Annotated in this window: 19 protein-coding genes; 6 read left to right on the top strand and 13 right to left on the bottom strand. The window is 66.5% G+C overall.

Going from position 1 to position 19,551, the window contains the following annotated elements; genetic code table 11:
- Positions 1-5: 5 nt before the first annotated feature.
- Positions 6-302, bottom strand: a complete 297-nt coding sequence (locus A4249_RS04105) for a BolA family protein (protein WP_039247647.1) — start codon at positions 300-302, stop codon at positions 6-8.
- 45 nt (positions 303-347) lie between these two features.
- Here A4249_RS04105 and A4249_RS04100 point away from each other — a divergent pair, with 45 nt between their 5' ends.
- Positions 348-1,016, top strand: coding sequence for a J domain-containing protein (locus tag A4249_RS04100; RefSeq protein WP_066551238.1), 669 nt, complete (start codon positions 348-350; stop codon positions 1,014-1,016).
- 4 nt (positions 1,017-1,020) lie between these two features.
- Here the strand turns inward: A4249_RS04100 and A4249_RS04095 are convergent, their stop codons facing one another.
- A complete protein-coding gene (locus A4249_RS04095; RefSeq protein WP_066551237.1) occupies positions 1,021-1,698 on the bottom strand; it encodes an SDR family oxidoreductase in 678 nt (225 codons plus the stop codon).
- 39 nt (positions 1,699-1,737) lie between these two features.
- The gene (locus A4249_RS04090) at positions 1,738-2,913 is read right to left on the bottom strand and encodes an N-acetylmuramoyl-L-alanine amidase family protein (protein WP_197458452.1); all 1,176 of its coding nucleotides are present in this window, start codon (positions 2,911-2,913) and stop codon (positions 1,738-1,740) included.
- A gap of 508 nt (positions 2,914-3,421) precedes the next feature.
- Between A4249_RS04090 and A4249_RS04085 the strand changes: the two genes are divergently transcribed.
- The 3 genes from A4249_RS04085 to A4249_RS04075 are packed head-to-tail and all read left to right on the top strand — an operon-like array spanning position 3,422 to position 8,389.
- The gene (locus A4249_RS04085; protein ID WP_066551233.1) at positions 3,422-6,124 is read left to right on the top strand and encodes an Rne/Rng family ribonuclease; all 2,703 of its coding nucleotides are present in this window, start codon (positions 3,422-3,424) and stop codon (positions 6,122-6,124) included.
- Between the two features lie 59 nt (positions 6,125-6,183).
- Positions 6,184-7,584 (top strand): M48 family metalloprotease, encoded by a 1,401-nt coding sequence (locus A4249_RS04080; protein ID WP_066551231.1) that lies wholly within the window; start codon positions 6,184-6,186, stop codon positions 7,582-7,584.
- A gap of 25 nt (positions 7,585-7,609) precedes the next feature.
- Positions 7,610-8,389, top strand: coding sequence for a DsbA family protein (locus tag A4249_RS04075; RefSeq protein WP_066551230.1), 780 nt, complete (start codon positions 7,610-7,612; stop codon positions 8,387-8,389).
- A 19-nt stretch (positions 8,390-8,408) separates the two neighbouring features.
- Here A4249_RS04075 and A4249_RS04070 read toward each other — a convergent pair whose 3' ends face one another.
- The gene (locus A4249_RS04070) at positions 8,409-10,130 is read right to left on the bottom strand and encodes a hypothetical protein (protein WP_066551229.1); all 1,722 of its coding nucleotides are present in this window, start codon (positions 10,128-10,130) and stop codon (positions 8,409-8,411) included.
- 62 nt (positions 10,131-10,192) lie between these two features.
- Positions 10,193-11,437, bottom strand: coding sequence for an alkaline phosphatase family protein (locus A4249_RS04065; RefSeq protein ID WP_066551228.1), 1,245 nt, complete (start codon positions 11,435-11,437; stop codon positions 10,193-10,195).
- 99 nt (positions 11,438-11,536) lie between these two features.
- Between A4249_RS04065 and A4249_RS04060 the strand changes: the two genes are divergently transcribed.
- Both A4249_RS04060 and A4249_RS04055 read left to right on the top strand, forming a co-directional pair.
- Positions 11,537-12,448 (top strand): ABC transporter ATP-binding protein, encoded by a 912-nt coding sequence (locus A4249_RS04060; protein ID WP_066551226.1) that lies wholly within the window; start codon positions 11,537-11,539, stop codon positions 12,446-12,448.
- Positions 12,438-13,295 carry an ABC transporter permease subunit gene (locus A4249_RS04055; protein ID WP_066551224.1) on the top strand — a complete coding sequence of 286 codons (858 nt, stop codon included), beginning with the start codon at positions 12,438-12,440 and terminating at the stop codon, positions 13,293-13,295. The genes A4249_RS04060 and A4249_RS04055 overlap by 11 nt, the downstream gene beginning before the upstream one ends.
- Here A4249_RS04055 and A4249_RS04050 read toward each other — a convergent pair.
- From A4249_RS04050 to A4249_RS04015, 8 genes are all read right to left on the bottom strand, one after another.
- A complete protein-coding gene (locus tag A4249_RS04050; RefSeq protein WP_066551222.1) occupies positions 13,267-14,184 on the bottom strand; it encodes a LysR substrate-binding domain-containing protein in 918 nt (305 codons plus the stop codon). The two genes, A4249_RS04055 and A4249_RS04050, sit on opposite strands and share 29 nt — an antisense overlap.
- Positions 14,185-14,373: 189 nt before the next feature.
- Positions 14,374-14,832 carry a GNAT family N-acetyltransferase gene (locus A4249_RS04045; RefSeq protein ID WP_066551220.1) on the bottom strand — a complete coding sequence of 153 codons (459 nt, stop codon included), beginning with the start codon at positions 14,830-14,832 and terminating at the stop codon, positions 14,374-14,376.
- 89 nt (positions 14,833-14,921) lie between these two features.
- Entirely contained in the window at positions 14,922-15,341 is a 420-nt protein-coding gene (rplQ, locus tag A4249_RS04040) for a 50S ribosomal protein L17 (protein WP_055804627.1), read from the bottom strand.
- A 104-nt stretch (positions 15,342-15,445) separates the two neighbouring features.
- Positions 15,446-16,465, bottom strand: coding sequence for a DNA-directed RNA polymerase subunit alpha (locus A4249_RS04035; protein ID WP_039248576.1), 1,020 nt, complete (start codon positions 16,463-16,465; stop codon positions 15,446-15,448).
- Positions 16,466-16,556: 91 nt separating this feature from the next.
- Positions 16,557-16,946, bottom strand: coding sequence for a 30S ribosomal protein S11 (rpsK, locus tag A4249_RS04030; RefSeq protein WP_013268944.1), 390 nt, complete (start codon positions 16,944-16,946; stop codon positions 16,557-16,559).
- Between the two features lie 9 nt (positions 16,947-16,955).
- Positions 16,956-17,324, bottom strand: coding sequence for a 30S ribosomal protein S13 (gene rpsM / locus A4249_RS04025; protein WP_026108555.1), 369 nt, complete (start codon positions 17,322-17,324; stop codon positions 16,956-16,958).
- Positions 17,325-18,208: 884 nt separating this feature from the next.
- Positions 18,209-18,946 carry an energy transducer TonB gene (locus A4249_RS04020; protein ID WP_066551218.1) on the bottom strand — a complete coding sequence of 246 codons (738 nt, stop codon included), beginning with the start codon at positions 18,944-18,946 and terminating at the stop codon, positions 18,209-18,211.
- 27 nt (positions 18,947-18,973) lie between these two features.
- Positions 18,974-19,534, bottom strand: coding sequence for an adenylate kinase (locus A4249_RS04015; RefSeq protein WP_017506042.1), 561 nt, complete (start codon positions 19,532-19,534; stop codon positions 18,974-18,976).
- Positions 19,535-19,551 lie beyond the last annotated feature (17 nt).

Raw genomic sequence — 19,551 nt, 5'->3', positions numbered from 1 at the left:
TTCGCTCAGCCAGCCTCCTCCGGCGTCAGCGCCTTGATCGAAAGAGCGTGGACCGGTCCGGCCATCTCGTCCTTCAGCAGGGCGTTGACCGCGCGCTGTCGCGCCAGCCGCGACTGCCCCTGGAAAGCGGCGGACACGATCACCAGATTGAAGTGGCTTTCGCCGCCAGGCTTGGCGTCCATGCCGCCTTCATGATGATGACCGGCGTGGCGCCAGCTGTCGTCCTCGACCTCCAGACGCAGGGGCGACAGCCCTGCCGTCAGTTTTGCACGAATAATCGTCGCCACCGGGCCTTCAGACATGATCGATTCCTTGATGCTGTCCCAATCGGGCTTACACTTCGACTGATGTCCGCCTCCTTTCAATACAAGCCGCGCTTCACCGACATTCGTGTGAAGCCGCCCAAGCCCGAGGAAGAGGCGGCGAAGGCCGACGTCCTGCACCTGAAGCCGGGCGAAAAGCCGTGCCAGTGGCCCGACTGCCGTCGGGCTGCTGCGGCCAAGGCGCCCAAGTCGCGCGAGCGTCTGAACGACTTCTATGAGTTCTGCCAGCCGCACGCCGGCGAATACAACAAGGGCTGGAACTTCTACGCCGGCATGACCGAAGGCCAGATCCGCGCCGCTCAGGAAAACGAGGCCATGACCGGCGGTCGCCCGACCTGGGAGATGCAGGCCGGCAAGTTCACGCGCGAGGCCGCCGCCTTCGCCGCCAAGATGGGCACGTCGAACACCACCGGCGCCGGCTCATGGCGCGACAGCTTCGGCCTGTTCGGGCGCAAGGGCGATCAAGCGCCGCAGTCCGCGACCGAGGATCGCCGCATCGGCAAGCTGGAACGCGCTGCCCTCGCCGACCTCGATCTGGATCCGGGCGCGGACAAGGCGAAGATCAAGGCCCAGTATCATGAGCTGCTGAAGCGGTTTCACCCCGACACCAACAGCGGCGACCGCAGCGCCGAGGCCAAGCTGCAACGCGTGATCAAGGCCTGGAAGACGCTGAAGAAGGCCGGCCTGGCCTGACGGTCTAGTCGGCGTAGATCATCTTGCGCGTCATGCCGCCGTCCACGGTCAGCACCTGGCCCGTGACGAAGCCCGCGTCGGCGAGATAGAGCACGGCCCCGGCGATATCCTTGGCGCGGCCGACGCGGCCGACCGGATGCTGTTCGTGATCGACAGAACGCAAATCATCGCCGTCCGAAATCCAGCCGGGCGCGATGGCATTGACGCGGATTCGAGGGCCTTCGCTGATCGCCAGGGCGTGGGTCAGGGCGAACAGCGCGCCCTTGGACGCCGCATAGGCCTCGGTGTGCGGCTCGGACATGAAGGCGCGCGTCGAGATCATGTTCACGATAGCGCCGCCCTCGTTCAGCAGCGGAATGGCGGCGCGGGTCATCAGGAAGGCGCCGGTCAAATGGCTGTCGATGGTCTTGCGCCAGTCCGCCAGAGACAGCTCAGCCAGCGGGCCGTTCACCGGATCGGCGATGCCCCCGTTGTTAACCAGCAGGTCCAGCGACGACCAGCCCAGGGTCTCGAACGCCTGTTTGACCGAGTCCTCATCGCCCAGATCGCAGTCGATATGACGGGCCTCGCCATCGCCCGGCTTCAGGTCGAAGGAGGCGACTTCCCATCCCTTAGCCAGCAGGGCCTTACAGACGCCCGTTCCGATCAGGCCTGATCCGCCTGTGACAATCGCTTTTTTCATGGTGCCGAAACCGGCGACGGCCGGCTTGGTTGCGCCGAATCAGGGCTGACCGGCGGCCTGGCTGTTCGCGGCGGCCATCATCGGGCTCGACGGCTCGCGGAAATAGCGATCGATCCCGTCCGCGACCGACTTCATCAAGCGACGGCGCGCGCGCTCGTCGGTCAGAAGCCGCTCGTCCTCGGGATTGGTGATGAAGCCCATTTCCAGCAGGACAGCCGGCACGTCGGGCGCCAACAGGACAGCCAGGCCCGCATCGCGATGGCTGCGGCGAAGCAGAGGATGATCCGAGCCCTCCAGATGGGTTAGCAGGACACGCGCGAACTGGGCCGAGCGGTTCTGGGTCGCGCGCTGGGTCATGTCGAGCAGGATGCGATCCACCGACGGATCACGGCCCGGCAGATGCAGCTCGCGGTGCCAGTTGTCGCCACGTGTGAACTCGCGCACGGCCCGTCCGGCGCCCTGCTCCGACAAGGTATAGACGCTGGCCCCGCGCAGCGCCGGATCGGCGCCGGCGTCGGCATGCAAGGAAATGAACAGATCGGCGTCGGCCTGACGCGCGATGGAAACACGGCGATAGAGATCGACGTAGCGGTCGTCGGTCCGGGTCAGGCGCACGCGATAGCGGCCGTTCTTCTCAAGCTCGGCCTTCAACGCCAGGGCGGCGGCAAGGGTGACCTGCTTTTCCTGCGCGCTCGCGCCGCTGGCGCCCGGATCATTGCCGCCATGGCCGGCGTCGATGACGATCAGGGGGCGTTCGGCGCGACGCGGTGGTGCGCTGGCGCGCGGCGCCGGCGTGGTCGAGGCGCGCGCGGCGGCTCCCGTCGCCTTCAGGTCCACGACATAACGATAATGGCTGACGCCGTCGCCGGGCGGCAGAAGGAAGCGCCGTTCGATCTCGCTGCCGCGCGCCAGTTCCAGCTGAACACGTGACGAACCGCCGGACGAAGTGACCTCATAGGAGCGCACCAGACCCGAACCGCCACCGTTCAGACCACGCCCTGGCGCAACACCGCTGAGGGCCAGCACCACCCGGCCTTCGCCGCCCGCGTCGATGACGCGACCCTGCGCCGTCTTGTTCAGATCGATGACGACGCGGGTCCGATCGCCATCAGCGCCGAAGCGCACCGCCAGCACATCGCCCTGCGCGCCCCAGGCGAAACCGCGCGTTGCGGACAGACCGACCATGCAGATGACCACGAAGGCCAGGGCGGTCATCGCCCACTCCTTCGCGCCCCAGCGCATCAGACCTGTCAAAACGCGACCGCTCATCTGCGTCGGCGAACCCGGTTTAAGCCTACTTGAACCCCATCATGACAGAGGCTCGTATTCAGGGGGTTAAGGCGAGCGCCTTTTAATTCTCCCGTTGCATGACTATGCTGTGACCGCTCGCGAACCGATCGCGCCGATTTCGCCTTTGCGGATCTTGGCGCGCCCTCCTCGCGGCGTTGACTTTCACCAATCCTAGAACCGCCCCGGCCTGGCCGATGGTTCGAAGAGCGGACCAGGGACGCGGCCTTCCCAAGGGATTGGCGCGCCCGGTTCAGGACCGACGACTTAATGGGCCTTTCCGCCTGCGTTCCCCAACGGCTTGATCAAGCCTTCTTCGCCGTTCTCGGCGAGGGGATGTCGCGCGCGCCGGCCCTCACCTTCATTCGGCGAGCCGCCATGACCCTGTCCGGAGATCCGGGACGGTCGGCCTGCGCGCGCCAGAGAGAGACTTTCCATGTCAAAGACAATGCTGATCGATGCGGCGCATCCCGAGGAGACCCGGGTCGCCATCGTGGACGGGCGCAAGATTGAGGAATTCGATTTCGAATCCCGTGCGAAGCGCCAGCTTCGCGGCAACATCTACCTCGCCAAGGTCACCCGCGTAGAGCCCAGCCTGCAGGCCGCCTTCATTGAATACGGCGGCAATCGCCACGGCTTCCTCGCCTTCAACGAAATCCACCCCGACTACTACCAGATCCCCGTCGCCGACCGCGAAGCCATCATGGCCGAGGCGCACGACGACGAGGACGAGGACGATCTCGACCGCGAATCGACCGGCGACGATGTCGATCCCGAATCGGCGTTGGCCGACGAAGAGCGGCTGAAGCGCCGCCTGATGCGTCGCTACAAGATCCAGGACGTCATCAAGCGCCGCCAGATCCTGCTGGTCCAGGTCGTCAAGGACGAGCGCGGCGCCAAGGGCGCGGCCCTGACCACCTGGCTGTCGCTGGCCGGCCGCTACTGCGTGCTGATGCCTAACACCGGCAAGGGCGGCGGCATTTCGCGCAAGATCACGAACACCTCTGACCGTCGTCGCCTGAAGAGCGCCGTCTCGGCCCTGGAAGTGCCCAAGGGCATGGGCCTGATCATCCGCACGGCGGGCGCCAAGCGCACCAAGGCCGAGATCAAGCGCGACTATCAATATCTGCTGCGCCTGTGGGAAACGATCCGCGAGACCACCCTCGCCTCTCACGCCCCCTCGGTGATCTACGAGGAAGAGAACCTGGTCCGCCGCGCCGTGCGCGACATGTTCGACAAGGATTTCGACGGCATTCAGGTCGAGGGCGTCGAGGGCTTCAAGGAAGCGCGCGACTTCATGCGCGTGCTGATGCCGGCCCAGGCCAAGAAGGTTCACCTGTATCGCGGCTCGCGCCCCCTGTTCGCGGCCAACGGCATCGAGGAACTGCTGACGCAGATCCACCAACCGGTGGTGCCGCTGAAATCCGGCGGCTATCTGGTCATCAACCAGACCGAAGCCCTGGTGGCTATCGACGTCAACTCGGGTCGCGCCACCAAGGAACGCAACGTCGAGCAGACGGCCTTCAAGACCAATATGGAAGCGGCCGAAGAAGCCGCCCGCCAACTGCGCTTGCGCGACCTCGCCGGCCTGGTCGTCATCGACTTCATCGACATGGATGAAGGCAAGAACAACCGCGCCGTCGAGCGCGTGCTGAAGGAGGCCCTGTCCTCCGACCGCGCCCGCATCCAGATGGGCCGTATCTCGCCCTTCGGCCTGATGGAGATCAGCCGCCAGCGTCGCCGACTGGGCGTGATCGAGGGTGCGACCGAAGCCTGCCCGCACTGCCAGGGCACGGGCCGCATCCGCTCTGCCGAATCCGCCGCCCTGATGACCCTGCGCGCGGTCGACATCGAGGCCGGCAAGAACGGCGCAGGCGTCGTGGTGCTGAAGGTCTGCACCGCCGTCGGCCTGTACATCCTGAACCACAAGCGCGCCTATCTGCAGTCGCTGCTTGAACGTCGCGGCCTGAACGTCATCGTCCAGATCGACGACAGCCTGGGTCAGGGCGAACACAATATCGAGCGCACCGAGACCAACGAGGACTTCGTCGCGCCCGAGATCGAGATGCCCAACCTCGACGACGACTTCGACGCCTCGCTGTACGAAGACGAGGATGAGGAAGACGACGAGGAGATCATCGTCGACGACGATGACGACACGGTCGAATCCCTGGATCGCGAAGACAGCGACGACGACGAACCGCGCGAACGCTCGGAGCGTCACGAAGGCAGTCGCGATCGTGGTCGTGGGCGCAACCGTCGCCGTCGTGGCGGTCGTCGCGACGAGGAGACCTCCGACGTCGAGGCCGTCGATACGGTCAGCGCCGACGACGCCTCGGACGATGAGGAAGACGAAAACGGCCGCCGTCGTCGCCGTGGCCGCCGTGGCGGTCGCCGCGTCCGCGAGGATGGCGAGCGCGACGTCTACACCTGGGTTCGCGGCCGCACGCCGTCGCTGGACGACCCCTATGTCTGGTTCGACCCGCTGAACCCTGGCCGCTCGGAAGGTCGTCCGGAACGCGGCGAGCGCCCCGAGCGGGCTGAACGCCCTGCTGTTGCTCAGTCCGAGGGCGAAGGCCTGGACGTCGTTCCTGGCGAAGGCTCCGGCGAGGAAGGCGGCCGTTCGCGCCGTCGTCGTCGTCGCGGTCGCGGCCGTGGTGACGGTTCCGTCAGCCACGAGATCAAGGTCGAGAACCGCGCCACCAACGAAGGCATGCCGCCCGACGGCTCGCCCGAGACGCCGATGGCCGTCATGGTCGAGCCGACCGAGGCCGTCGAGACAGCCGCCCCGGCCATCGCGCCCGAGCCTCAGCGTCGTCGCGTGCGCCGCAAGTCGGCCAGCGCCAATGTCGAGATCGCGGCCGAACCGCATCCCGACACCGCCATCGAGCCGAACGAGGCGACGGTCCAAGGCGCACCGGCCGAGCTGGACGTGACCCCGCACGAGGCGCTGGCCGCCGAACCGGCGGAGGTCGCCCCGGTCGCCGCCCCGACCGCGGTTCCAGTGACCGAGGCCGTCCTGGCCGAGCCCTTCGTCGCCCCCACGCCGGAGATCGACGTTCAGGCCATCATCGCCGAAGACCCGAACCAGATCGTCGCACCGCCCGAAAAGCCCAAGCGCGGGTGGTGGCGCCGCTGATCGGTCACGATTAGACTGTCTGGATACAGGCGGGGGCCGGTCGTTGTTGGAGTAGAGCCATGAGATGGCTTCCTCGATCTGCATCCCGCGTTCTGGCGGCGGCGGCGACGGCCTTGATGGCTGTTTCCGTCGCCGGCCAGGCCTCCGCGCAAAGCCTGATCCGCGACACCGAGGTCGAGGGCATCGTGCGCGAATGGGCCGACCCGGTCTTCGTGGCCATGGGGCTGAACCCGAACGACATCGAAGTCCTGCTGGTCAACGACAACGACCTGAACGCCTTTGCGACACGCGGGCGGATCATGGGCGTCAACACCGGCCTGATCCTGCGCACCAAGACGCCCGGTGAACTGCTGGGCGTGATGGCGCACGAGGCGGGCCACATCAAGAACCGCCACACCTTGCGCGACGGGGCCGAGAACGCCGGCAAACAGCCGATGTTCATGACCATGGCGCTGGGCGCCTTGGCGATCGCCGCCGGCGCGCCGGACGCAGGCGTGGCCCTGCTGGGCTCCAGCCAGTATTTCGGCGCTCTGGGCGCGCTGCATTACATGCAGAGCCAAGAGGGCGAGGCCGACATCTCGGGCGCGCGGGCGCTGGAGGCGGCCGGCGAATCCGGCGCCGGGCTGGTGTCCTTCTTCGAGAACTTCCGCTCGCAGGAGGTCTTCTCCGACGCCCGCCGCTATCCCTATTTCCGCAGCCACCCCCTGTCGTCGAACCGGATTGAGAGCCTGCGTCGCTACGTGCAGGAGCAGCCGCACTACGACCATCGCGACAGCCCCGAGCGTATGGCGCAGCACGCGCTGATCCTGGCCAAGATCCACGCCTTCATGGATGCGCCGAACGCCACCCTGCGCGACTATCCGTCAACCGACAACTCCCTGCCCGGCCGCTATGCGCGGGCCATCGCCTGGTATCGCGACGGCCAGACGGACAAGGCGCTGACGGCGGTGGATGCGCTGATCGCCGGCGACGTGAACAACCCCTATTTCCAGGAACTGAAGGGCCAGATCCTGTTCGAGGAAGGTCGCCCGGCCGAGGCCGTCGCCGCCCACCGCGAGGCGGTCCGCCTGAAGCCCGACGCCCCCCTGCTGCGCGTCAACTTGGCCCACGCCCTGATCGAGACCAACGACAAGGCCAAGCTGGACGAGGCCATCGATCAGCTGAAACACGCCGTCGTCGCCGAGAAGGACAACACCATGGCCTGGCGACTGCTGGCCCAGGCCTATGCCTCGCAAGGCAAGGAGGGCGAGGCGCGCCTGGCCTCGGCGGAATACTATTTCGCCGGCGGGGACGAGAAACAGGCCACCCAATTCGCCCTGCGCGCCCGCTCCATGCTGGATCCGGGCTCGATCGAATGGCGCCGCGCCGTCGATATCGTCCTGGCCTCGGGCGCCACGCCCGACGACCTCAACGACCTGGACCGCCGTGACGCCGCGCGCCGGCCCGCCACCCTCAACTGACCCCTTACGCCGACTGCGAGCCTGAATGACCGACGACGCCCCCACGCCTGCGCCCGAACCCAAGACCGCCAAGCCAGGATGGCTCAGCGGCGGCCGCGCCGGCTATCTGGCCCTGGGACTGTCGGTCATCGCCCTGGGCTTTTCAGCCGCGCCCTATCTGACCGGCGGATCGAACGTGCGTGCGTATCTGCTGGAGCATCCCGAGGTCTTGCAGGAGGCGCAGATGGCGCTCCAGACCAAGGACGCCGAGGCCGCCGTCGAGGAGACGAACCAGGCCGCCGCCGCCAACGCCGGCCTCCTGGCGCCCGACGCCCGCGATCCGGCCTTCGGTCCAGCGAACGCCAAGGTCACGGTGATCGAATTCTTCGACTTCCGCTGCCCCGGCTGCAAGGCCGTGGCCCACGACTATCGCGCCCTGATGGCCGCCCATCCGGAAGTCCGCTTCGTCTTCAAGGACTGGCCCATCCTGGACCGCGGCGACGACATCACCTCGCAATACGCCGCCCGCGCCGCCCTCGCCGCGCACCAGCAGGGCAAGTATCTGGAGGTCTATGACGCCCTGATGACCGAACGGGCGCTATCGATCGAAGCGATCGACGCCATCTTGGCGGCGCACGGCCTGGACATGGCCCGCGCCAAGGCCGCGATCGCCGCGCCCGACACCACCCGCCACATCGCCGACATTCACACCACGGCCGCCGCCCTGCGTCTGCGCGGCACGCCGACCTTCTTCGTCAACGGCAAGGCCAGCCCCGGCATCGACCCGGCCGAGATCGGCAAACTGATCGAAGCGGCGAAGCGCTGACCAACCTGCGGCCGAGGCTTCAGGCCTCGGCCAAACTCATCTGCCCGCCGATCCATTCGACGCCGGCGTGACGCAGGGCGTCATTGGCCGCTGTCTCGTCGCCCAGCGCCTGCTCGGCGCGGTAGAGGACGTAATAGCTGTAGGGATCGTTCGGCCAATCCTTCAGCAGCTCGCCGATCTTGGCCTTGGCCCCGGCCGCATCGCCGGACGCCAGCATGGCGGCGGCCAGGCTTCGGCGCGTCGGGTACCAGATCATTGGCGGATCGCCGCCCTCGGGCGCCATGGCCTGGATCGCCGCCGCCCGCCCATAGGCGGCGATGGCGGCGGGATAGTCCTGATCGATCATGGCCGCGCGGCCTTCTAGCACATTCTGGAACAGTTCGGCGAAACCGGTCTGACGATCCGCCATCGGGCCCTTGAACGCCTTGTCCGCCAGCAGGCCGGCGATGGCCTGGGCCTCGACCCGAACCGCCGCCGCATCGCCGCGCCGCGCCGCCGCCTCGCCCCGTGCATAGCGCCAACCGACCCGCATCAGCGGACGGCCCACGTCTGGTTCGGCCAGCGCCGCGACCTGGGCGTCCGATCCGAACCGGCCGTAAAGCGCATAGGCGTCCGCCGCCATCACCTGACGATAGACGACATAGCCGTCCTCGCCCGCCTCGGGCGGTCCCGCCAGCTGCAGATAGGTCGCCATATACCAGTCGGCCAGCTCCAGCCCCCGCTCGGCCCCGCCCGCCATCAGGGCGCCGCCCATGCCGAAATGAATGTTGTGGGCATGCAGCCGCATGCCGCGTATCCCCCCGGGCGGGCCGACCAGTTGGTCGTAACTCTTGTCCAGCGCCACGGCGTTGACGTTGGACATCATCGCATCCTTGTAGCGCCCGACCCGATAGAAGGTGTGCGACGGCATCTGCACCAGATGGCTGGCGCCCGGCGCCAGCAGGGCCAGCCGCTCGCCATAGGCCAGCGCCCTGTGCGGATCGTCCGACCATTCGGTCAGGTGGATGTACAGGTGAATGGCGCCCGGATCGTTCGGCTTGACCGTCAGGGCGTGCTCCAGAATCGCCATGGCGCGGGTGACGGCCGGATCGGTCGCCTTGCCGTCCTTGTCCCACCATTCGCCCTCGGGCTGGAGCATCCAGGCGTCGGCGGTGATCGAGGCGACCGATACGTCGTCGGCGTGACGCTTTGCGATCCGGTCCATGGCGCGGGCGAAGCGTAGCGCGCGGGTCTTCTCCTTGCCGGAATAGCGCTGGATCAGGGCGTCGATCATCTGGCGCTGCATCGGCGTGGCGTCGCGGGCCAGACGCCGCGCGTCACGCGCGACGCGCAGGCCTGTAGCGATCGATTCGGGATCGCCGCCGCCGCCATTCAGGTTCGGCCCGATCGCCCAAGCCTCGCCCCAGGCGCACATGCCGCACGACGGGTCCAACTGCCTCGCCTTCCTGAACGCCCGCACCGATTCCGAATGCTCGAACGCCCAGCGCAGCCGCACGCCATGGTCGAACCAGGCCTGGGCCTCGGGGTTCTGCGTATCAACCGCGAAGCCCTCGTCGCCGAAGCCCGGGGCCATGACCATGTCGCGTGTCGACTGGACATCGCCGACGGCGCCGACCCGACCGCAGACCTGCGGATTGGTGATCAGGGCCAGGGTCGCCGCCGTCGCCGTGGCGTCGGCGACCGCCACGGGCGCAATCAGACAGGCGACCGAAACCGTCGCGACCCACAGACTCTTGCGCATCTTCGCCCCTCTCCCTTTGGCGACCAGTGTGCGCTCAAATCGTCGGCTCGCCAATCACCCCATCAGGGCATGGTGACGGGCAAGGTGTCTTGCGCCCGCCCGTCGCCGGCCGGCGCCGCAATCCCGAGCATCCGCGCCAGGAAGGGCTGCACATCGACACTGTCCATATCGGTCAGCCGACGCCCGGCGACCACGCCCGGCCCATGGGCGATGAAGATCGCCGCCATCTCCGGCGCCTGATTGTCATAACCGTGAGCGCCGCCCGCTCGCGTCACCGGCCGATCCCGCGTCGCCGTCAACCAGCCAGTCTCGACCAGACAGACGATCTGCGCCACACGGGGGTTGGATCCATAGAACAGTCGCGCCGGCACATCGGCCTTGTTCCAGCATTCCATATGCGGATGGCGTCCAACCAGCTTCTGCTGCACCTCGGCCTCGCGGCCTGGCGCCGGATCAGCGGTCAGGACCGCTCCGCCATAGCCGATCTTCAGCGCCGCCGGATCGATGATGTCGTCGATCCACACGACCCGGTCCGGCGAGGTCGCGGCCATGCCGTGATCCGACACCACGACCAGCATCGTGCGATCATAAAGCCCTCTCGCCTTCAGCCCCTCGATCAACCGTGCCATCGAGGCGTCCACCGATGCCGCGGCGGCGCGCGTCTCGGGCGCATCAGGGCCGTTGCGGTGACCGGCGGTGTCGACGATGTCGAAATACAGCGTCTCCAGCTTCGGCCGCTGATCCACCGGCAGGTCCAGCCACGACAGCAGACGATCCACGCGCGCATCGCCCGGCATTCCCTGGTCGAACGGCGCCCACTGGCTGGGCCGCACGCCGTGGATCTCGACCTCCGATCCCGGCCAGAACATGGTGCCGGTGCGCACGCCCGCCTTTTCGGCCGTGACCCAGATCGGCTCGCCCTGATCCCAGAAGCCGCTTTCCTTGCTGGCCATGGTGAAAGCGCCCAGCTGCGTGTCGGTGAACCGGTTGCCGACCACGCCGTGATGGTCCGGGTGCAGGCCCGTCACTAGCGTATAGTGGTTGGGGAAGGTCACGCTGGGGAACGACGGCCGCATCGGGCCGAACGCGCCGTCGGCGACCAGTCCGTCCAGCACCGGCGTCTGCCCCTTACCCAAATAGTCCGGCGAGAAGCCGTCGATCGACACCAGGATGACCAGATCGGGACGGGTCGTCTGCGCGGCCTGCTCGACAATCGGAGATGTAAGGGCGGGTTGCGGGGCCCCGGCGCAGGACGCGACGGCGAAGGCGGCGGCCACGGCCAGGCTGGCGGCGACGAAACGAGACATGAGCTTACTCCAAGGCGATACTGAACCATTGCCTAAACTTAATGGACGACAGCCACGCGACGGCTTGTGCGACCGGCGTTCACTCGCCAAGCTTGGCGTATGGAAACCGTCATCGACATTCGCGGCCTGACCAAGACCTACGGGACGGTAAAGGCCTTGGACGGCCTGACCTTGTCGATCCCGCGCGGCGGGGTCTACGGCATTCTGGGGCCCAATGGTGCGGGCAAATCGACGCTGTTTCGCACCCTGTTGGGTCTGATTCGTCCGACCGAGGGCGAGGCCACTGTGATGGGCGGTCGGATCGGCGATCCGGCCTCGATGCGGCGCATGGGCTCGATGATCGAGACGCCGCGCTTTCCGCCGTTCATGACCGCCCGCCAGGTGCTGGAATGGCTGGCCCGCGCCCATGGCGGCGTGTCCTCGGCCGAGATCGCTGACTGGCTGCAACGCGTCGGCCTGACCGAGGCCGCCAATCGCCGCGTGAAGGGTTTTTCCGTCGGCATGCTGCAACGCCTGGGCGTCGCCGCCGCCCTGATGACCAAGCCGGACCTGGTCATCCTGGATGAACCGACCAGCGGCATGGATCCGCCCGGCATCCAGGAGATGCGCGCCCTGATCCGCAGCCTGGCCGACCACGACGGCGTGACGGTCATCCTGGCCAGCCACCAGCTTCAGGAGGTCCAGCGCGTCTGCGACCGCGTCGCCATCTTCAACAAGGGCAAGGTGATCACCGAGGGCCGCGTCTCCGATCTGACCGCCTCGGGCGAGCGTCTGCGCCTGTCGGTCACGCCGTTGGCGAAGGCCATGTCCGTGCTGGGCGAGCGCGCGACGCTGGAGGGCGATGCACTTGTGGCCGCCGTGCCGCGTAGCGAAGCCGCCGCCGCCATCAAGGCTCTGGTCGAGGGCGGAGTCGATATCGAAGAGGCCCGCTGGATCGGCGCGGACCTGGAAGACGTCTTCATGAGCGAAACCGGCTGGACCGGCGTGCAGGAGCAAAACCGTGCTAGCTGACGCGATCCGTTCCGAAACCTACCGCCTATCCAAGAACCGCACCGCCCTGTTCTGGAGCGTGCTGTTCATCCCGATCATGGGTGTAATCCTCGCCACCCTGGGCTTCGTCGTCGCCAAGGCCAATGAGGCGAAACTGGCGGGCAAGCTGCCGCCGGACATGATGAAGGGCGGCCCGCTCGATCTGGGGATGGCCCTGGTCAAGAGCGCGGGCGACTTCGCCAATCCGGCCATCCTGATGTTCGTCCTGATCGGCGCGGCGACGATCTACGCCGGCGACTACCGCTGGGAAACCTGGCGGCTGATCAGCGCGCGCAACACCCGGCCGAACCTGCTGACCGGCAAGGTCGCGGTGGTGGGTCTGGTGATCGTGCTGGCGACCATCGCCACCCTGATCTCCGACGTGATCGCCAGTGTGATCCAGGCGGCGGTGTTCGGCCGCCCCCTCACCTTCTCGATGAACGGCGAAGCGGCGGCGGACTTCGGCCTTCTGACCCTTACGTCCTGGGCGCGCATCCTGCAGTTCACCATGCTCGGCCTCCTGGCGGCCGTGGTGACGCGCTCGTTGTTGGCGGCCCTGTTTGCGCCGCTGGTGATCGGCGTGGCCCAGTTCTTCCTGCCCCAACTGCTGCTGCCGATGGGCGTGACGCCAGACGGCTGGCTTCTGCCTCTGCTGTCACCCGGCATGGCCACCGACCTGCTGAAGGCCGCTATCGAAGGCGGCGCATCGGCGGCGCAACTACCCGATCATGCCGTACTCAAGGGCGTTCTCAGCCTGGCCTTCTGGATCGGCGTCCCCTTCGCCGCCGCCGTCGCTTGGTTCAACCGCCAGGATTTGTCCAAGGAATAGGCGGCGACGGACTACGCGCGCCTTCCGCAACGAGCCAGTCGCGGAAGGCGTCCACCGCCGCGTCCTTGCGGCCTTCCGGCCGCAGAAAGACGAACCGGGACGGTCGCTCGACAAAGCCGAACGGCGCGGCCAACCGGCCTGCCATTACGTCCGGCGCCACGAAAGCCCAGGGCGCAATCCCCACGCCAAGGCCAGCGATCGCCGCCTCCACCAGCGAATGATTGTGCGCGAATTCTCGCTCCATCGCCGCCGGCGGCAGGGTCACGCCGGCCAGTTCAGCCCAGACCGACCAAGCCCGACGGAAGGTCGCCGAATGCAGCCGCGGCGCGCCAGTTAAGGCTTCCATCGTCTGCAGCTGAGCCATCATGGATGGCGATCCGACAGGTCCCTGATGTTGAGCCAAAAAGGGTGTCGCTTCGGTTCGCGCATGGACCTGATCCGGCTCCAGGATGCGGATGGCGCCGTCGAAGCGGTCGCGCCGATAATCGACAGGCGCATAGGATTCCGACAGCCTCACGCGCACGTCAGGATGGGCCTCCAATAAGGACGGCAAACGTGGGATCAGCCATTTCAGGGCGAACGTCCCCAGACAGGAGATCTCGATCGCCCGCACCGCACCCTGCCGCGCCCCATCGACCGCGTCCATGATCACGCTGAACGCTGGCGTCAGGCTCTCGGCCAGCTTAGCGCCAGTCTCCGTCAACGTAAGCGCATGGCGTGGCCCGGCCACCAGAGCCACGCCCAGCGAAGCCTGCAAGGCCGCGATCTGACGGCTGACAGCACCGTGAGTGACACACAACTCGGTTGCTGCACGGGTCATGCTGCCGTGACGCGCGAACGCTTCGAAGGTTCGCAGCGCATTCAGCGGCGGCGACGCGCGACCCGACATGTGACCTCTCCTCACAGACCGCCACCCGCTTAATCGATTTCGCTGCCTTCGCCTATCGGCTTCAAGCTTGGCGATGCCGAATCCGAACCCACCGCCCAAACCGCCCCGCCGCTCGCTTCATGATCAGATCGCCTACGGCCTGTGCATTCTGCTCATATGGGGCATGGCGATCGCTGCGTTCTGGGACGGCTAAAGCCACTTCTCCATGAAGACATCAGCGCGCGCATAGGGCGTGGGGCGTGGCGGCAGATGCATGAAGCCGGCGCTTTCATACAGAGCGATCGCGGGCTTCAGGGCGCTGTTGGTTTCCAGATAGAGCCGAGCAGCGCCCGCTTGCCATGCCGCCGCTTCGCAGGCGTCCAGCAGGCGTCGCGCCAAACCCAGGCCGCGCGCGGCGGGCGTGACCGTCATCTTGCAGACCTCCACCGCGTCGACGGTCGGTACCATGGCGCAGCAGCCCACGGGCTCCCCATCCCTCTCCGCGATGAAGATGCGCCCGCCCTTGTCCAGGAAGACGCCCTGCGGATCATCGATCGCGACCCGATCCTTGGCCTCGATCGCAAAGCCGCCCTCGACCAGCCAGGCGGTGTTCAACTGCGCCCAGGCGGGGGCGTGATCGGGACGGAAATCGACGATGGCGACGGTCATTCAGACCTCATGTCCGGTTTCCACGCAAAGCAAAAGGGCGGTCGGATCGCTCCGACCGCCCTTCCGGCGTTTGGTCAAACGACCAAATCTTAGTCTTCGTCGTTGCCTTCGAAGGCCAGGACCGGACCGGAGTCCTTGCCCTTGGCTTCGACGTCGCGGTCGACGAACTCGATGACGGCCATCGGGGCGTTGTCGCCGTGGCGGAAGCCAGCCTTCATGATGCGGATATAGCCGCCGTTACGCTCGCTGTAGCGCGGGCCAAGCGTTTCGAACAACTTGCCGACTTGCGGCACGTCGCGAACCTGGCTGATGGCCTGACGACGCGCGTGCAGGTCGCCTTTCTTGGCGAGGGTGACCAGCTTCTCGACGAAGGGACGCAGTTCCTTCGCCTTGGGCAGGGTCGTGGTGATCTGCTCGTGCTTGATCAGCGAGGCGGCCATGTTGGCGAACATGGCGGTGCGGTGGCTGCTCGTGCGACCGAGTTTACGATGGGCGGCGCCGTGGCGCATCTGGGTCTCTCCTACTCCGGAACCGGTATCCTCAAGCGGACCTGGAACCGTAATCTTCTAACCGCCCCGACATTCTCCCGAAGGAGACGGGCGGAGGGTTGAACTTAGATCTGGTCGTCGAACTTCTTGGCCAGATCTTCGATGTTTTCGGGCGGCCAGTTCGGCACGTCCATGCCGAGGCTGAGGCCCATCGTCGTGAGAACTTCCTTGATCTCGTTCAACGACTTGCGGCCGAAGTTCGGGGTGCGAAGCATTTCGCCCTCGGTCTTCTGGATCAGGTCGCCGATGTAGACGATGTTGTCGTTCTTCAGGCAGTTGGCCGAACGAACCGACAGTTCCAGCTCATCCACCTTCTTCAGCAGCGCCGGGTTGAAGGGCAGGTCGGGCTTGCCGTCCGACTGCTCGACAGCCTTCTTGGGCTCTTCGAAGGTGATGAAGATCTGGAGCTGGTCCTGCAGGATGCGCGCGGCATAGGCCACGGCGTCAACCGGCGTGACCGCACCGTTGGTTTCGACTTCCAGCAACAGCTTGTCGTAGTCCAGCGACTGCCCCTGACGGGTCGGCTCAACGCGGTAAGCCACCTTCTTGACCGGTGAATACAGGGCGTCGACGGCGATCAGGCCGATCGGCGCATCTTCCGGACGGTTTAGCTCGGCGGCGACATAGCCCTTGCCGTTCTGGACGGTCAGTTCCATGCGCACCGATGCGCCGTCGTCCAGCGTGCAGATGACGTGGTCGGGGTTCAGAACCTCGATGTCCGCCGGCACGTCGATCTGGCCGGCCGTCACCGGACCGGGGCCCGTGGCGCGCAGGGTCATGCGCTTGGGGCCTTCGGCGTGCATGCGCAGCGCCAGTTGCTTGATGTTCAGGACGATGTCGACCACGTCTTCCCGCACGCCTTCCAGCGACGAGAATTCATGAACGACGCCGTCGATCTGGATGGCCGTGACGGCCGCGCCTTGCAGCGAGGACAGCAGAACGCGACGGAGCGCGTTGCCGAGCGTCACGCCGAAGCCACGCTCGAGGGGTTCGGCCACCAGGCGCGCCTTGCGCTGGGCATCGGAACCGGTCTCGATCTGGGGCTTCTCGGGACGGATCAGCTCTTGCCAGTTTCTTTCGATCATTTTGTCCCTCGAACGGGTTTCGCCTGCTCCGGCCTTGTCGACGAGGCCATGATGGAGCGGACGGAGATGGGGGTGCTTTAGGCGGTGTCGCTTAGACGCGACGACGCTTGGGCGGACGGCAACCGTTGTGCGGCATCGGAGTGACGTCGCGGATGGTCGTGATCGTCAGACCGACAGACTGCAGCGCGCGCAGGGCCGATTCACGGCCAGAGCCCGGACCCGAAACGTTCACTTCCAGCGTCTTCACGCCGTGTTCCTGGGCCTTCTTGCCAGCGTCTTCCGCAGCCATCTGAGCGGCGTAAGGGGTCGACTTACGCGAACCCTTGAAGCCCATGTGACCCGCCGAAGACCACGAGATCGCGTTGCCCTGGGCATCGGTGATCGTGATCATGGTGTTGTTGAACGAAGCATTCACGTGGGCGACGCCCGAGGTGATGTTCTTGCGCTCGCGCTTTTTTACGCGACCCGGTTCCTTGGCCATGTGTCTATCTTACTTCTTCTTGCCGGCGATCGGCTTGGCGGGACCCTTGCGGGTGCGGGCGTTCGTGTGGGTGCGCTGGCCGCGGACCGGCAGGCCCTTGCGGTGACGCAGGCCGCGATAGCAGGCCAGGTCCATCAGACGCTTGATGTTCATCGACGTCTCGCGACGAAGGTCGCCCTCGACAGTGTGATCCTTGTCGATCGTTTCGCGGATCGACAGGACTTCGGCGTCCGTCAGCTGGTTCACCCGGCGGGCGGGCTCGATGCCCACCTTTTCGGTGATGTCCTTGGCGGCGGCCGGGCCGATGCCATGGATATACTGAAGCGCGATCTCTACGCGCTTGTTGGTCGGGATGTTGACGCCAGCAATACGGGCCACGAAATTCTCCAGATACGCGTTAGTCAGACGCAACAAACGCTCCGGTTAACAAACCAGGAGCGTGGCGCCCTTCGCGGGAAGGCGCCCTTATACAGATGATTCACCGGGCGTCAACCAGAGGGCTTGTCGGCGTCCTTTGGCGGCGCGGGGAAAGCCAAGGCGATCGTCATTGCTTGTCGATCCAAGGCGCGCCCGCTGCTCGTGGGAGGCTTGATCCGGAACTCGCGCGCCCGCGCTAACGCCTCACGTCGATAGCCGGATGGACGGGGGTGCTCCCCCACCACGCGGCACCGCTCTAATCTCTCCGTCAGCCTTAGCTGGCAGCGTAGCACCACATGAGCCCCGGTTGATTCGTAAAGCGATGCTCGCGATACAGCCTCCGATATCGCAGCGTTGGCGGGGCCTTGGATCAAGATTGGAGCGGTGCGGCCTCCGCCGCCGTCACCATCACCCACACCTGCGCCCCTGCCATCACCGCTTCCGCCCTGCCCCAGCCCCGGCTGCTCGCTTTCAATGTTAGCCAAACCGATCACATGAGGTTGCTCGTCGGCTTGGATACGAGCCTGTTCAAGCTCTTGCTCAACTTTGTGCGGGACTGGCGGCTTGTGCGTGCGAGACGGCGCTGTCGCAGCGCCGCCTGTCTTGCCAACATCTGGCTGGCTGCCGAGATCGACACGCGGCAAGAGAACGACGTTGAAGATTGGAGGCGAGACCGGGATGCTGACTTCAGTCCTCGTCCGCGCAAACAACCAAAAAGCGGCAATGTGCACTGCCGTAACCAGGACGATCGCCATCCACCGGGTGCGTCGAGCTTGGAACACAGACGGTGTGACGACCATGACCTTCCCTCCAGGTCACCAACATGAAATCCACAGTTGCAGCCGTCAACCTCTGTTCGGCGGGCGGCCGAAATCGATACCGACCGTGACCCGCTGCCCGTCGACGGGGCGACCGTCTTCGGTCGGGGGCTGAAAGCGGAAATAGCCCGACACTTGCAGGCCGGCCACGCCGAAGCCCAGGCCGGGGGGCGTCTCTTGAACGACGCGGCAACCGTCCAGCCGGCTGTCCAGGCGAATGACGCAGGACAGTTCGACCCGGCCGTACCGGCTGCGGGCGCCCGGCGGATGGTTGGCGCGAATCTGGCCGATGGTGGGGCCTGTGACCAGACGCGGTCCGGTCGAGCCGCTGCCGGGGCCGGATCCAGAGCCGACGCCGGATCCGCTGCCTGTCCCCTGCCCGCCCTGGCCGAAGCCGGGTTGCGGCGCCGGCGACGGTGCGATCCCGACGACGGGCGCAGGCTCCGGCACCTTGACAGGCGGGGCGGGAACTTCGCGGGGGCGTTCCTTGGGCGGAGGCGGCGGCGTGTGAATGACGGATGGCGCAGCGGGGGCGCCGCCGCCCGTCTCGGGCGCCGGGGGTTCGGCGGAAATCGGCGGCGGCGGGTCGTAGAGAACGACCTCGAACGGCGGTGGCTCAACCACGGGCGTCGGCGCCGGGCCCCTCACCTGTCCCAGCCACAGGAACAAGCCGATTTCCGCGACGGCGACGCCGACGAATATGCCCGCCATGCGCCAGCGACGCAGGCGGGTCTTTTGGGGTTTAGGATCGTCCAACTCAGTCATCAGGCGATCAACGCCCGAAAACGCAAATCAGGCCAGGGCCTCGTCGATCGCCTTGGCGACGGACTCGATCGAGCCCATGCCGTCGGCCTCTGTCAACTTGCCCTGGGCTTCGTAGTAGGGAAGCAGAGGCGCGGTGTTGCGATTGTAGGCCTCGAGCCGGACCTTGAAGGATTCGGGATTGTCGTCTGGACGGCCCTGTTCGGCGAAGCGCTTGGCGATCCGTTCGGTCAGGGCGGCGTCGTCAACCTTCAGGCGGACGACGGCGTCGATCTGAACACCGCGCTTGGCCAGCATCTCGTCCAGCGCCTCGGCCTGGGCCACGGTGCGGGGGAAGCCGTCAAAGATGGCGCCGCCGGCGGCCTCGGCCTCCGTCAGGCGATCTTCGATCAGGGCGATGACGATCTCGTCGGTGACCAGATCGCCGCGCGCCAGCACGTCCTTGACCTTGAGCCCCAGCTCCGAGCCCGAGGCGATGGCCGCGCGCAGCATGTCGCCGGTGGAGAGCTGGACCATGCCCTTCTCTTCCACCAGCCGCTTGGCCTGGGTGCCCTTGCCCGCCGCTGGCGGTCCGAACAGGATCAAGTTCATGCTTCAGCCCTCCCCTG

The sequence above is a fragment of the Brevundimonas sp. GW460-12-10-14-LB2 genome (assembly GCF_001636925.1).
Classification (GTDB): domain Bacteria; phylum Pseudomonadota; class Alphaproteobacteria; order Caulobacterales; family Caulobacteraceae; genus Brevundimonas; species Brevundimonas vesicularis.
This window is presented reverse-complemented; position numbering and strand designations above follow the sequence as displayed.

What these genes read in the sequence shown, in the direction of transcription:
- A4249_RS04035 (WP_039248576.1), bottom strand. Translation starts at nt 16,465, where the DNA reads ATGATCGAAAGAAACTGGCAAGAGCTGATCCGTCCCGAGAAGCCCCAG.
- A4249_RS04060 (WP_066551226.1), top strand. Translation starts at nt 11,537, where the DNA reads ATGGAAACCGTCATCGACATTCGCGGCCTGACCAAGACCTACGGGACG.
- rpsK (WP_013268944.1), bottom strand. Translation starts at nt 16,946, where the DNA reads ATGGCCAAGGAACCGGGTCGCGTAAAAAAGCGCGAGCGCAAGAACATC.
- A4249_RS04015 (WP_017506042.1), bottom strand. Translation starts at nt 19,534, where the DNA reads ATGAACTTGATCCTGTTCGGACCGCCAGCGGCGGGCAAGGGCACCCAG.
- A4249_RS04045 (WP_066551220.1), bottom strand. Translation starts at nt 14,832, where the DNA reads ATGACCGTCGCCATCGTCGATTTCCGTCCCGATCACGCCCCCGCCTGG.
- A4249_RS04090 (WP_197458452.1), bottom strand. Translation starts at nt 2,913, where the DNA reads ATGACCGCCCTGGCCTTCGTGGTCATCTGCATGGTCGGTCTGTCCGCA.
- A4249_RS04085 (WP_066551233.1), top strand. Translation starts at nt 3,422, where the DNA reads ATGTCAAAGACAATGCTGATCGATGCGGCGCATCCCGAGGAGACCCGG.
- A4249_RS04100 (WP_066551238.1), top strand. Translation starts at nt 348, where the DNA reads ATGTCCGCCTCCTTTCAATACAAGCCGCGCTTCACCGACATTCGTGTG.
- A4249_RS04075 (WP_066551230.1), top strand. Translation starts at nt 7,610, where the DNA reads ATGACCGACGACGCCCCCACGCCTGCGCCCGAACCCAAGACCGCCAAG.
- A4249_RS04020 (WP_066551218.1), bottom strand. Translation starts at nt 18,946, where the DNA reads ATGACTGAGTTGGACGATCCTAAACCCCAAAAGACCCGCCTGCGTCGC.
- A4249_RS04065 (WP_066551228.1), bottom strand. Translation starts at nt 11,437, where the DNA reads ATGTCTCGTTTCGTCGCCGCCAGCCTGGCCGTGGCCGCCGCCTTCGCC.
- rplQ (WP_055804627.1), bottom strand. Translation starts at nt 15,341, where the DNA reads ATGCGCCACGGCGCCGCCCATCGTAAACTCGGTCGCACGAGCAGCCAC.
- A4249_RS04050 (WP_066551222.1), bottom strand. Translation starts at nt 14,184, where the DNA reads ATGTCGGGTCGCGCGTCGCCGCCGCTGAATGCGCTGCGAACCTTCGAA.
- A4249_RS04095 (WP_066551237.1), bottom strand. Translation starts at nt 1,698, where the DNA reads ATGAAAAAAGCGATTGTCACAGGCGGATCAGGCCTGATCGGAACGGGC.
- A4249_RS04070 (WP_066551229.1), bottom strand. Translation starts at nt 10,130, where the DNA reads ATGCGCAAGAGTCTGTGGGTCGCGACGGTTTCGGTCGCCTGTCTGATT.
- A4249_RS04105 (WP_039247647.1), bottom strand. Translation starts at nt 302, where the DNA reads ATGTCTGAAGGCCCGGTGGCGACGATTATTCGTGCAAAACTGACGGCA.
- A4249_RS04080 (WP_066551231.1), top strand. Translation starts at nt 6,184, where the DNA reads ATGAGATGGCTTCCTCGATCTGCATCCCGCGTTCTGGCGGCGGCGGCG.